This is a genomic window from Pseudomonas sp. GCM10022186 (assembly GCF_042656385.1).
Lineage (GTDB): Bacteria > Pseudomonadota > Gammaproteobacteria > Pseudomonadales > Pseudomonadaceae > Metapseudomonas.
Genome location: NZ_JBHSOU010000070.1, coordinates 109,452 through 122,069 on the forward strand (window position 1 = coordinate 109,452; position 12,618 = coordinate 122,069).

Genomic DNA, 12,618 nt, shown 5'->3' on the forward strand with positions numbered 1-12,618 from the left:
TCCGCGGGAGGCAAGGATGGTTCATTCCTTTTCCAGCTGTCGCTATGCTGTAGGGCGTTTCATACAGATCCTGGAAATTTGGCTGATAACTGGTCCTACCAGCTGGAGGAAAGGCCGATGCCCGGCGAAAAGCCCGCCGAACGCCGCCAGGTCGCCGATGTGGTGGCCGAGCGCATCGAGCAACTGATAGTCGATGGCGTACTCAAGACCGGACAGGCGCTGCCTTCGGAGCGGCGCCTGTGCGACAAGCTGGGCATCTCCCGCTCGGCGCTGCGCGAGGGGCTGAAGGTGCTGCGCGGGCGCGGCATCATCGAGACCCGCCAGGGCAGTGGTTCCTATGTCGCCGAGCTGACCGGGCCGCGCGACGCCAGCCCGCTGATGCACCTGTTCAGCTCCCAGCCGCGCACCCTCTACGACCTGCTGGAAGTGCGCGCTCTGCTGGAAGGCGAGTCGGCCCGGCTGGCGGCACTGCGTGGCACCGAGGCGGACTTCGTGCTGATCACCCGGCGCTACGAGGAAATGCTCGCCGCCCACGCCGACCCGGAAGGACTGGACTCCCAGGCGCACGCCCACCTGGACCACGCTTTCCACCTGGCCGTGTGCGAGGCCTCGCACAACCCGGTGCTGGTGCACACCCTGCAGTCGCTGACCGACCTGATGCTCAGCTCGGTGTTCGCCTCGGTGAACAACCTCTATCACCGGCCGCTCAGCCTGAAGCAACTCGACCGCCAGCACTCGCGGCTCTACCACGCGGTGATCGAGCGCCTGCCGGAACAGGCCCAGCGCGCCGCCCGCGACCACATCCACGGCATTCGCGACAGCCTCAGGGAGATCGAGCAGGAGGAGCAGCGGCTGGTCAGGGCGACCCTGCGTTTGGAGGGCTGGACCTGATTCGGATCTGCTGTGCGCCGCTTGCTGCCATGGGGGCGCGATTGGCCGTCGAGGCGTTCGCTTTGCGGTAGGGTGCGCTGCGCGCACCGTGTCGTCCGCGCGGATTGCCTGGTGCGCACGGCGCACCCTACGGGGCCTTGCGCCGTATCCGGGCTACTTTCGGAGGCGATGACTTGTGGGGGCGGTTTCAATCGCGAAGGAATGCGCAGCATCCCCCAGCAGGCTCGGTCAGCGAATGAATTCGCCCCCACAAGAAACGCTGTTCAGCCGGGATGGAATCCGGGCTACCTGGCGGGGCTGGTACGACCTTCACCTCAACGACGGGTGATCACCACCTCCAGGTACTCGCTCGGCACTATCAGCGACTCCGGCCCTGCGCGGTTGTAGCGTTCCAGCAGCTCGGTCAGGTCCCGTTCCAGGGCCGACGCGCCATCGGCGGGAAGGGCGGCGAAGGCCTTGTGCACCGGCCCGTACCAGGTACGGAACACCTCGATGAAGTGCGCGGCCGACTGGTAGCGGAAGTTGAACAGGCGACGGGCTACCGAGATTTCCCGGGCGCTGTCGTCGAACAGTTCACGCAGATGGCTTTCGACGCCCCAGAGGGACGGCGGCTGTACCCCGGGTGGCGGCGGCAGGTGGCGGCCAAGGGTCTTGAACACCTGGCCGATGAAGCCTTCCGGCGTCCAGTTGGCCAGGCCGATGCGTCCGCCGGGGCGGCAGACCCGCGCCAGTTCGGCGGCAGCCTTGGCCTGATCGGGCGTGAACATCACCCCGAAGGTGGACAGCACCACGTCGAAGCTGGCGTCCGGGAATGGCAGGGCTTCGGCGTCGGCGGGCTGGAAGGTCACCTCCAGGCGCTCGGCGCGGGCGCGTTCCTGGCCACGCTCCAGCAGGGCCGGCACGTAGTCGGTGGAGGTCACCCGGCCTCCACGGCGTGCGGCGGCCAGGGTGGCGTTGCCGTTGCCGGCGGCGACGTCCAGCACGGTTTCGCCATGGCGCAGGTCGCAGGCTTCGGCCAGCAGTTCGCCGACCAGTTGCAGGGTGGTGCCGATCACGGCGTAGTCGCCGCTGGCCCAGGAGGCCATCTGCCGGCTTTTCAGTGCGTTGAGATCAGTAGCGGTGGTCATTTCGGGGCTCATTCGGCTGTGGTCGGGTCGATGATCGAGCTGATGCGGGAGATGCGATTGGCCGGGAAACCGCCCTGACGGGCATGTTCCCTGACCACCTCCTCGCTGGCGGCGATGTACACGCAGTACAGCTTGTCGTCGGTGACGTAGCTCTGGACCCACTGCACCTCCGGTCCGATGTCTCTGAGCACCCGGCAGGACTTCTGCGATATGGCCTTGAGGTCTCGTTCCGTGAGTTTTCCAGCTTCCGGTATCTCTCTTTCGATGAGGAACTTGGGCATGGTGACCTCGTTTCTTGGCTTTTCTGGCATTGCGGGCACGCCCCGGATGGATTGGACGGCAGGGGGCGTGCAAGCGAACTATCCGCCTCCGTCGCCACGGCGTCCTGTCCGAGCGTCGGCAAGGCCTGTCCGATCGTCCGCGGGAGCAGCCATTTATCCGGCCGGACGCTGTGGCCGGGCCCTGGCGCCCAGAATTTCAGGAGTGCGCCGGAGGTGAGCCCTGATGGACGCTCTGTCGGAAACCCTGCGCGTCGTCCACCTGGTCGGCGCCATCTTCATCAACGCGCGGTTCAGCGCGCCCTGGTGCTACCAGTCGCCCCGGGCGGATTCCGTGGTATCGCTGCTGGAGCCCGGTGCCGAGCGGGTGGTGATCTTCCACCTGATCACCGAAGGGGAATGCTTCGTCGAGCTGGGGCGGGAGCGGCCTGTGCATCTGGTGCCGGGTGACGTGGTGCTCTTTCCCCAGGGCGACGCCCACCGCATGACTTCCCAACCCGGCCTGCCCCCGGCTACCGGCGCGCGCCTGGATGCGGTGCTGGCGCGGCGGCCCCGGCAGTTGGCCTATGGCGGCGGTGGGGCGATCACCCGGCTGGTCTGTGGCTACCTGGCCTGCGACGCCCGGCTGGCCGATCTGCTGCTGGCCGGCCTGCCTTCCCTGGTGCGGGTCAACGTGCGGGACTCCAGCGCCGGGCCCTGGCTGGAAGCCTCTGTCCGCTATGCGCTGGCCGAGGCCCGGTCGCCGCGGCCCGGGGGAGAGGGCGTGCTGGCCAAGCTGGCCGAAGTGCTGTTCATCGAGGTCCTGCGCCTGTACATGAACGAGCAGGCGGCGGGACGCACCGGCTGGCTGGCGGGGCTGGGGGACCGGATCGTCGGCGCGGCCCTCAACGCCCTGCACAAATGCCCGGCGCAGGCCTGGACCCTGGAAGAGCTGGCGCGCACCTCCGGCACCTCGCGCTCGGTACTGGCCGAGCGCTTCCAGCAACTGGTGGGCAGCTCGCCCATGCAGTACCTGACCCAGTGGCGCATGATGCTGGCGGCCAACCTGCTGTGCCGCAGCAACGCGCCACTGGCACGCATCGCCGAGGATGTCGGCTACCAGACCGACACCGCCTTCAGCCGCGCCTTCCGTCGCGAGTTCGGCGCGCCGCCGGCGGCCTGGCGGCGCAGTCAGTTGCGCCGCCAGCCGGCGGGCTAGTCCATCGCCGCGTGGGTATCGGGCGCGCGGGCCACCTTGGGTGGCTTGCGCAGGAGCAGCAGCAGGGGCAGGGCGGCGAGGGTGACGAACATCATCAGGCGGAAGTCCTGCAGGTAGGCCAGGGTCGCGGCCTGGCGGGTCACCTCGGCGTTCAGCGCCGCCAGCCCGGCGGGGCTGGCAAGGTCGATGGCGCCGCTTTCCGTGGCTCGGGTCAGCGCCTGGTTGAAGGGGGTCACGAAGTCGCTGAAGACGGCGTGGTTGATCTGGGTGCGCTGGGCCAGGTAGCTGATCACCACCGAAATGCCGATGCCGCTGCCGACGTTGCGCATCAGGCTGAACAGCGCGGTACCGTCGTTGCGGTAGCGCGGCGCCAGGGTGGAGAAGGTCAGGGTGGACAGCGGCACGAAGACCAGCCCCAGGCCGAAGCCCTGGACCACCCCGGTGCGGATGATGTCGTAGGCGCTCACCTGCGCGGTGAAGCAGGTCATCTCCCTCAGTGACTGGGCGGTGAGCAGCAGGCCCACGCCGATCATCCAGCGCGGGTCGATGCGGGTGATCAGCCGTCCCACCAGCATCATCCCCAGCATGGTGCCCAGGCCCCGCGGGGCGAGCAGGTTGCCTACGTCCAGCACCGGGTAGCCCATCAGGTTCTGCATGAAGGGCGGCAGCAGCGTCATGCTGGCGTACAGCATGATGCCGATCATGAAAATGAACAGCAGGCCGATGCTGAGGTTGCGGTCCCTGAACATGGCCGGTTCGATGAAGGGTTGGCGGTGGGTCAGCACATGGACGATGAACAAATAGAGAGCGAGGCCGGCGAGCATGGCTTCGATGAGGATTTCGCGGCTGTGGAACCAGTCCTGGGACTCGCCGCGATCGAGCATCAACTGGAAGGCGCCAATGGCCAGGGCGAGCAGGGCGAAGCCGGGCAGGTCGAAGCGACGTTCCCGCTCGAGCGGGGTTTCCTTGAGGAAGGCCGCCAGGCCGAACCAGGCCAGCAGGCCGAAGGGCAGATTGATGTAGAACACCCAGCGCCAGTTGTAGTACTCGGTGAGCCAGCCGCCGAGGCTGGGGCCGAGGATGGGCCCGACCATCACCCCCACGCCCCAGATGGCCATGGCCGAGCCGTGCTGTTCGGTGGGATAGGTGTCCAGCAGCACGGCCTGGGACAGGGGCACCAGGGCGGCGCCGAACACGCCCTGGAGCAGGCGGAAGAGCACGATCTGCTCCAGGCTCTGGGCCGCGCCGCAAAGCATGGAAGCGACGGTGAAGCCGACGATGGACCACATGAACAGCCGCTTGCGGCCGAACCGCGCGGCGATGAAACCGGTCAGCGGCATGCAGATCGCAGCCGCGACTATGTACGAGGTCAGCACCCAGCTGATCTGGTCCTGGGTGGTACCCATGCTGCCCTGCATGTGCGGCAGGGCGACGTTGGCGATGGTGGTGTCCAGCGCCTGCATGATGGTCGCCAGCATCACCGAGACGGTGATCAGCCAGCGGTGCGAGCCGGCATCACCGGCGTTGGTCGCGTTCATCCTGGTCAGGGCAGCAGTCTGGCGAGGCTGCGATGGTGGCCGGTGTCGATCTCCACCATCGCGCTGAGGCCGGCACGCAGGGGCGGCAGGTCGGCATCCGGCTGCAGGTGGATGCGTACCGGCACGCGTTGCGCCACCTTCACCCAGTTGCCGGTGGCGTTCTGCGCCGGCAGCAGCGAGAACTCCGAACCGGTGGCGGGACTCAGGCTTTCCACCTCACCTTGCCAGGTGCGGTCGGGATAGATATCGAAGCGCACGCCCACCAGCTGTCCGGGGCGCACATGGGTGAGGTCCTTTTCCGGGAAGTTGGCTTCTACCCAGAGGTTGCCGTCCGCCACCAGGGTCATCGCGGTGTTGCCGGCGCTGATGTACTGGCCGGGCTGCGGAACCTTGCTGACGCTGCCGGGCAGGGACGCGTGAACCGCGGTGCGCTGCAGGTCGAGCCTGGCCTGTTCCAGTTCCGCCTGGGCGCTGAGGTAGCTCGGGTGTCGTTCCACAGGCAGGGCGAGGCTGCCGCCGAGGCTTTCGGCGATGCGCTTCAAGTCGTGCTCGCGGGCGTCGATTTCCTGGGCGGCGACCTGGGCGGCCTGGCTGGACTCGTCGAGCCTGGCGGGGGAGAGGTAGCCCTTCTGCGCCAAGTTGGCCTGGCGCTGCAGGTCCTTTTCGGCGAAACCGTGGCGGGTCCGGGCCAGGGCCAGTTCGGCGGACTTCTCCTGATAGCTGGCCTTCAGCGCCGCGAGGTCGGTGCGCACCTGGGCCAGCCGTGCCTCGGCCTTGGCGACGGCGATACGGAAGCTGGCGGGATCGATGCGGAACAGCAACTGGCCGGCGGCGACCTGTTCGTTCTCCTTGACCAGCACCTCGATGATGGTACCGGACACATCCGCGCTCACCGGCACCTTGTCCGCCTTGGCGTAGGCATTGTCGGTTTCCACATAGCGGCCGCCATGGAGGTAGGCGGCCAGGCTCAGGCCCACCACCAGCAGGGGCACCACCCCCATGAGCAGCAGGCGCTTGGCGCGCGATGGGGCGGTGGCCGGCGCTTCCTGTTGCGGAACTATGACCGTGTGGGTGTTCATGGCATTGCCGTTCCTTGTGGAATCAACGGGAGGACAGGTTTGCGCGCAGCTTGCGCAGTGCACTGGCCAGCACTATCGCCTCGGTCTCGCTGATGCCCTGCAGCGCCGTGGCATGGATGGCGGCACCGGCGGCGCGGATATCTTCCAGGGCCTTGTCGGCCTGCTCGCGGAGGTACAGGCGGTAGGCGCGGCGGTCGTCCGGGTCGGCGCGGCGCTCCACCAGTCCGGCCTGCTCCAGCTGGTCCAGGAGGCGGGCGAGGGTGATGGGCTTGATCTCCAGTCGCTCGGCCAGCTCCACCTGGCGGCAGCCTTCATTGCGCGCGACATGGGCCAGGGCGCGGGCCTGGCCGAGGGTCAGGGTGCTGCCGGTGATCTGCTGCTCGAAGGCGCGACGCATCAGGCGCGAGGCATCGGCGAGGAGGAATCCCAGGCTCTCTTCAAGGGCGGCCATGCTAAGGGCTCCATATAATAAGCGTTGCTTACTATATGGCTGTGACCGGTGAGTCGTCAAAGCGGGATGGGTCGGTGTCCTGTTGAGGCAAATCGACTCTGTAGGGGTGAATTCATTTGCACTTGGGAAACCACGTCCTTGGGGCGTGGTCATGAGTCAGCGGCTCTGCCTGTGACGATTCGAATGTCCGGGCTGGCAGGATGAAGCCGATCCGGTAGGGTGCGCCGTGCGCACCGGCGGTTTGACGTGGTGCCGAAGCCGATCCCGGAATCGGTGCGCGCAGCGCACCCTACGGCCCAGGCCAGGCGAAAGGGGGCGGTCTTGTGCAGGGGGAGGATTCGCCCTCTTCCAGGGGGCTAGCGCAAGTCCAGGTTCTACGAACGTGGATGTTTACTTGTAGGGGCGAATTCATTCGCCAAGCAGGCCGCAGGTCTGCCCTGCAAAGGCCAGGAGGGGCAGCTGCGCTGCCCTTGGCGAATGAATTCGCCCCTACAACTGCCCTTGGCCGTGCCGCGCGCGGCTGGCCTGGACCACCCGATGGGCCGGCACCCGCAACTGCGCCAGCAGGTACTCGGCGAATTCCGGCGAGAAGGGCTGCAGGGCGATGGCGCGTTCCATGCAGCCCAGCCAGGCGCCGCTCAGGGCTTCATCGATGGGCCATTGGGCGTGGAAGGAGGGAATGGCGATGGAACCGTATTTCTCGCTGAACAGCCTGGGCCCGCCCAGCCAGCCGCTGAGGAAGCAGGCCAGCTTGTCGCGGGACAGCTCCAGGCTTTGCGGGTGCAGGCGGCGCAGGTCGGCGGCTTCCGGCAGTTCGTCCATCAGCCGGTAGAAGTCGTCCACCAGGCGGCGCAGGCCGTCGATGCCGCCGGCGGCCTGGTAGGAGGCGTCGCCGGTGCCGAAGGGGAGTTGAGTGCTCATGAGGGCAAATGGGTCGGGAATCGGGACGTGCATCATACCCGCCGGGCCAGGGGCCGTTCAGCCGGCCGTTCGTCGCGATCCTCGAGGAATTCGGTGGGTTCGCGGCCGTCGGCGTTGAGCTGGAAGATGCGTGACGGCCGCCCCTGGTCGTCGAAGAACACCTGGCCGAGCCCGGCGGAGTTCCACAGCCGTTCGCCGGCCTCGGCCTGTGCCGGGATGCGCGGCATCACCTTCATCGGGCGGCGTTTGGTGAACCAGTTCAGCGGCGAGCGCGGCGAATAGAGCCAGCGGTTGAGGCGGTCGAACACCTCCAGCAGGCCACGGGGGAATTCGTTCTTGATGCCGCTGCTGGTGATCTGCCAGATCTTCGGCCCCTGCTGGCGGTGGCGGATCAGCACCTCGTAGACGAAGGAGTAATGCACGTCGCCGGAGAGGATCACGTAGGAGCCGGGTGTGCGCGAGTGGCGGAAGATGTTGAGGATCACCTGGGCCGCGCCACGGTGGGCCATCCAGTTTTCCGCGTCCACCAGCAGCGGGTGGCCGAAGGCGCTGAACACCCGTTGCACTGTCTCGATCAGCTTGACCCCGAACACTGGTGCCGGGGAGACGATGATGGCCGAGGGGTGGTCCAGCAGTTCCTGCTGCAATTCGCTCAGTGCCTCCCAATCCAGCAGTCCGGACGGGCGCTTGAGGTTTATCTCGCTGCGCCAGCGGCGGGTGCGGGTGTCCAGCACCACCAGCGCCGGGGTGGTGGGCAGCACGTACTGCCAGCGGTTGAAGCCGATCAGGCGGTCGATCAGCCGGTCCAGGGCGGCGCTGTCCAGGTGGTTGTCCGCCTCGGCCGTGGCACTCAGGGCCTGGGTCTGCTGCAGCAGTTCGGCGAAGGCGGCCGGATCGTTGCCCCAGCCCTGGCAGAGCATGTAGGCCAGCAGCGCGTTGCCGATGATGCGCTTGGAGAAGGGATGGCCGTAGGCGGTCAGTTCCCACTGGGCGGAGAGGTTCCAGTCGTCGGTGATGTCGTGGTCGTCGAAGATCATCAGCGTCGGCAGGTGCGCCAGTACCCGCGCCACGCCGGGCAGGCCGTCGCGGAAACCGGCCAGGCGGGCTTCCTCCAGGCGGTAGCGCTCGGCCTTGTCCGCCTCCAGGGCGGGCATCTGCGGCGCCACCAGCGTCCAGGGCACCGGCGACCAGACCAGCAGGTACATGGCCAGCACCTCGGCGAACGTCACCAGGTGGTTCTCGGCATTGCTGCTGGTGAAGATGGGCTTGCGCGCGCCGCCGAAGAAGCGCTCGCGCAGGGTTTCGTTGCTTTCCAGCGCCGGCAGCAGGTTGGCCCTGTGGTAGTAGCTGGCCGGGTGAGCGTAGAGCGCGGCGCTGTCGCTGACCACCGCGCCTTCCAGACGCTCGTCGAACAGGCCGAGGCGTTCGATCAACTGGTGGATGGCGCGCAGCATCGGGCCGGCCACGTCATCGGCGTAGACCTGGTCGCCACTCAGCATCAGCAGGGCGGGGCGCTGTTCGGGGGCGGGGCCGGCGGCCAGCAGGCGATCGGCGCAGAGCAGGCCATCATCCGCCGGGTAATGGGGCTTGCGGCAGGAACCGTGGAGCAGATGGTCGATTCGCGAACGCAGCACGAAGCTGGGCTGGCGCGCCTCGCCATAGAGCAGGTGCGGCGCCCAGTCGGCGATGCCCTGGCCGTCGATGAGCAGGTCGTAGTCCACCTGCTGGTCCAGGGGCAGCGAAGTGTCCAGGCGCAGGTCGATCAGGTGCAGGAAGGCGTGCCGGCCGAAGGGAATCACCCGGCACGCCTGGCCCTCCAGTCGATACTCGGCGCTGCCGCCGTCCACCATCAGCCGCAGAACAGGCGTGAGCCGGCGCGTACCGACCAGCCAGAGCACCAGGCGCCGGGTTTCGAGCCGGCGCAGCATGGGGCCGGCGAGGACAGAGGGGAGGTTTTCCTGGGCGGGAACGGCGGACATCGGGACAACGGGCCTGTGAGAACGAGCGCAACAGGATACCGCGAGTGACGGCAGCGCTCCGAAATGGCTTGAAAAAAACTCAGCCCAGTAGTGCGTTTAAATCCATTGTCAGCCCCTGCCGGTGGTTTAGCATCCTTTGACTTGTCCCGCGCTGGCGCCTCGGAGCCGCCAGCCGCCCAGCCCTGATGGAACGGCCTGCCCGGGGAGGCGCCCATGCTTCAGGAACCCTTTGACGGCCCACTGGCCCAGCTCTTTCCAGGCACGCTTCCCGAAGCCCACTCAGGTGCGCCCTGATCCATCTTCTCGCCAGCCTTTTCCTCCAGGGCCGCCGTACCGCCCTGGCCAACCGTGGAACGCCCGCGTCGACGGGCGTCTGTCCTGATGAAACCTTCCGGGAGGCGATATGGCCCTCACCTTGAAAATCAATGGCGCCGAACATAGCGTCGACGTCGATCCCGACACGCCGCTGCTCTGGGTACTGCGCGACGTGTTGGGCATGACCGGCACCAAGTTCGGCTGCGGCATGGCCCTGTGCGGCGCCTGCACCGTACACATGAACGGAGCGGCGGTGCGCTCCTGCGTGATGCCGGTGAGCAGCATGGTCGGCGCCGAGATCACCACCATCGAAGCCATCGGCGACAGCGAGGTCGGCAAGCGCGTGCAGGACGCCTGGCTGGCCAAGGAAGTGGTGCAGTGCGGCTATTGCCAGTCGGGGCAGATCATGTCCGCCAGCGCGCTGCTGGCCACCAACCCGAATCCCAGCGATGCCGAGATAGACGGTGCCATGTCCGGCAACATCTGCCGCTGCGGCACCTACCTGCGTATCCGCGAGGCCATCAAGGTGGCGGCGGGCGCACAGCCGGCCAAAGGGGAGGATGCGGCATGAACGACCTGACTTCCTTTACCGACCTCGGCCTCAGCCGCCGGGGCTTCCTCAAGGCCAGCGCCGCTGTCGGCGGCGGCCTGCTGATCAGCTTCAGCCTGCCGGGCCTGATGGGCGAGGCGCAGGCGGCGGAGGGCGAGTTCAGCCCCAACGCCTACATCCGCATCGACCGCAGCGGCCAGGTGTTCTTCATCATCCAGCCGGTGGAGATGGGGCAGGGCACCTACACCTCCATGCCGGCGCTGATCGCCGAGGAACTCGAAGTGCGCCTCGACCAGATTGTCGTCGAGCACGCCCCGGCCGACGACAAGCGCTACGCCAACCCCATGCTGGGCTTCCAGGTCACCGGCGGCTCCACTTCGGTGCCGGCCAACTGGAAACCCCTGCGCCAGGCCGGCGCCACCGCACGGGTCCTGCTGGTGACGGCGGCGGCGCAACAATGGTCGGTGCCGGTGGACAGCTGCAAGGCCGAGAACGGTGCCGTGGTGCATGTCGAGAGCGGCCGCAAGCTGGGCTACGGCGAGCTGGTGGACGCCGCCGCGCAGTTGCCGTTGCCGGGCGAGGTGCCGCTGAAGGACCCGTCCCGGTTCAAGCTGATCGGCACGCCCGCCAAGCGCACCGACGCGCCGGACAAGGTTCGTGGCAAGGCGATGTTCGGCATCGACGTCCGCCCCGAAGGGGTCAAGGTCGCCGCGCTGACCATCTGCCCGGTGGTCGGCGGCACCCTGGCCGAGGTGGACGACGCGCCGGCCATGGCGGTCAATGGCGTGCGCAAGGTGGTGCGCACCCGGGATGCGGTGGCGGTGATCGCCGACCACACCGGCGCCGCGCGCAAGGGCCTGGCGGCCTTGCAGATCAAGTGGAACGAGGGCGAGAACGCCAAGGTTTCCAGCGCCGGGATGCTGAAGGACATCGCCGAGGCCTCCAAGGCCGAAGGCGTCCAGGCCCGCGCCGAGGGCAACGTCCAGGAGGCCATGGCCAAGGCGGCGAAGCGGGTGGAGGTGATCTACCAGGTGCCCTTCCTCGCCCATGCCTGCATGGAACCGGTCAACTGCACCGCCCATGTACGCAAGGACGGCTGCGACCTCTGGCTCGGCATCCAGGTGCCGGCGCGGGCCAAGACCCTGGCCGCGCAGCTCACCGGCTTGCCGGAAGAGAAGGTGCAGGTGCATAACCAGTTGCTCGGCGGCGGCTTCGGCCGGCGCCTGGAAACGGATTTCGTCGGCCACGCGGTGGAGGTGGCCAAGCAGGTGGATTACCCGGTGAAGGTGATCTATTCCCGCGAGGAGGACACCCGCCACAGCACCCTGCGGCCTTTCCACTACAACCACCTCGCGGCGGGCCTGGACGAGCAGGGTCGGCCCATCGCCTGGACCCACAAGGTCACCGGCGGCTCGATCATCGCCCGCTGGGCCCCGGACCGTTTCAAGAACGGCGTGGACGGCGACGCCGTGCGCGACGCCTGTGGCCCGTACGGCTTCCCCAACCTGGCGGTGCACTACGTGCGCCACGAGCCGCCCAAGGGCATCACCCCTGCCTTCTGGCGCGGCGTGGGCCACACCCAGAATGCGTTCATGGTGGAGGGCTTCATGGACGAGCTGGCGGCGATGAACAAGGTCGATCCCTTCAGCTACCGCTATCCCTTGTTGGAGAAGCATCCACGTGCGTTGAAGGTGCTGGAAACCCTGCGCGAGAAGTCCAACTGGGATTCGCCGCTGCCGGCGGGGCACGGCCGTGGCCTGGCGCTGACCTACTGCTTCGGCACCTATGCGGCGCAGGTGGCGGAAGTGAGCGTGGACGCCAGCGGCCAGGTGAAGGTGCTGAAGATCACGGGCGTGGTGGATTGCGGCATTCCCATCAACCCGGACTCGGTGGTGGCGCAGATGCAGGGCGGCACCGTCTTCGGCCTGACGGCGGCGCTGTTCGGCAACATCACCTTCAAGGACGGCCGGGTGGAACAGGGTAACTTCGACAGCTACCGGCTGCTGCGCATCAACGAGGTACCGCCCATCGAGACCCACATCATCGACAGCGGCGAATCCCCTGGCGGCCTGGGCGAAGTGTCCACGGTGATCATCGCCCCGGCGGTGGTCAACGCCATCTACGCCGCCACCGGCAAGCGCCTGCGCAGCCTGCCGATCGATCCGCAGCAATTGCGCCAGGTCTGACCGCGGCCGGGCGCACCGCTAGCTCGATACCGGTGCGCCCGGCATCCAGACCGGAAAGACTTTCCCCGTCCGTGAAACCGCGCGGCGCGGAATTCACTCTTTGGT

General features: G+C 67.6%; 11 protein-coding genes. 4 read left to right on the top strand and 7 right to left on the bottom strand.

Annotated features, from left to right (window positions below):
* The first annotated feature begins 117 nt into the window (after positions 1-117).
* On the top strand, positions 118-891 hold the full coding sequence (gene glcC, locus ACFPU0_RS25950; RefSeq protein WP_377696169.1) for a transcriptional regulator GlcC: 774 nt from the start codon (positions 118-120) through the stop codon (positions 889-891).
* Positions 892-1,205: 314 nt separating this feature from the next.
* Here glcC and ACFPU0_RS25955 read toward each other — a convergent pair whose 3' ends face one another.
* On the bottom strand, positions 1,206-2,018 hold the full coding sequence (locus ACFPU0_RS25955; RefSeq protein WP_377696170.1) for a class I SAM-dependent methyltransferase: 813 nt from the start codon (positions 2,016-2,018) through the stop codon (positions 1,206-1,208).
* 8 nt (positions 2,019-2,026) lie between these two features.
* Positions 2,027-2,299, bottom strand: coding sequence for a DUF4242 domain-containing protein (locus ACFPU0_RS25960; protein ID WP_377696171.1), 273 nt, complete (start codon positions 2,297-2,299; stop codon positions 2,027-2,029).
* A 223-nt stretch (positions 2,300-2,522) separates the two neighbouring features.
* On the opposite strand from ACFPU0_RS25960, the gene ACFPU0_RS25965 reads away from it, so the two are divergent.
* Positions 2,523-3,494: an AraC family transcriptional regulator gene (locus ACFPU0_RS25965; protein ID WP_377696172.1), complete on the top strand. Its 972-nt coding sequence runs from the start codon at positions 2,523-2,525 to the stop codon at positions 3,492-3,494.
* Here the strand turns inward: ACFPU0_RS25965 and ACFPU0_RS25970 are convergent.
* The 5 genes from ACFPU0_RS25970 to ACFPU0_RS25990 all read right to left on the bottom strand — a co-directional run bounded on the left by ACFPU0_RS25970 (position 3,491) and on the right by ACFPU0_RS25990 (position 9,462).
* Positions 3,491-5,032 (bottom strand): DHA2 family efflux MFS transporter permease subunit, encoded by a 1,542-nt coding sequence (locus ACFPU0_RS25970; protein WP_377696173.1) that lies wholly within the window; start codon positions 5,030-5,032, stop codon positions 3,491-3,493. The genes ACFPU0_RS25965 and ACFPU0_RS25970 overlap by 4 nt on opposite strands.
* 5 nt (positions 5,033-5,037) lie before the next feature.
* Complete coding sequence (locus ACFPU0_RS25975; RefSeq protein ID WP_377696174.1) at positions 5,038-6,111, bottom strand: HlyD family efflux transporter periplasmic adaptor subunit; 1,074 nt, start codon at positions 6,109-6,111, stop codon at positions 5,038-5,040.
* 22 nt (positions 6,112-6,133) lie between these two features.
* The gene (locus ACFPU0_RS25980; RefSeq protein WP_377696175.1) at positions 6,134-6,562 is read right to left on the bottom strand and encodes a MarR family winged helix-turn-helix transcriptional regulator; all 429 of its coding nucleotides are present in this window, start codon (positions 6,560-6,562) and stop codon (positions 6,134-6,136) included.
* Positions 6,563-7,051: 489 nt separating this feature from the next.
* A complete protein-coding gene (locus tag ACFPU0_RS25985; protein WP_377696176.1) occupies positions 7,052-7,483 on the bottom strand; it encodes a group II truncated hemoglobin in 432 nt (143 codons plus the stop codon).
* A 32-nt stretch (positions 7,484-7,515) separates the two neighbouring features.
* Positions 7,516-9,462, bottom strand: coding sequence for an alkaline phosphatase D family protein (locus tag ACFPU0_RS25990; RefSeq protein ID WP_377696177.1), 1,947 nt, complete (start codon positions 9,460-9,462; stop codon positions 7,516-7,518).
* A gap of 403 nt (positions 9,463-9,865) precedes the next feature.
* On the opposite strand from ACFPU0_RS25990, the gene ACFPU0_RS25995 reads away from it, so the two are divergent.
* A complete protein-coding gene (locus ACFPU0_RS25995) occupies positions 9,866-10,348 on the top strand; it encodes a (2Fe-2S)-binding protein (RefSeq protein WP_377696178.1) in 483 nt (160 codons plus the stop codon).
* Entirely contained in the window at positions 10,345-12,513 is a 2,169-nt protein-coding gene (locus ACFPU0_RS26000) for a xanthine dehydrogenase family protein molybdopterin-binding subunit (protein WP_377696179.1), read from the top strand. The genes ACFPU0_RS25995 and ACFPU0_RS26000 overlap by 4 nt, the downstream gene beginning before the upstream one ends.
* Positions 12,514-12,618: the final 105 nt, after the last annotated feature.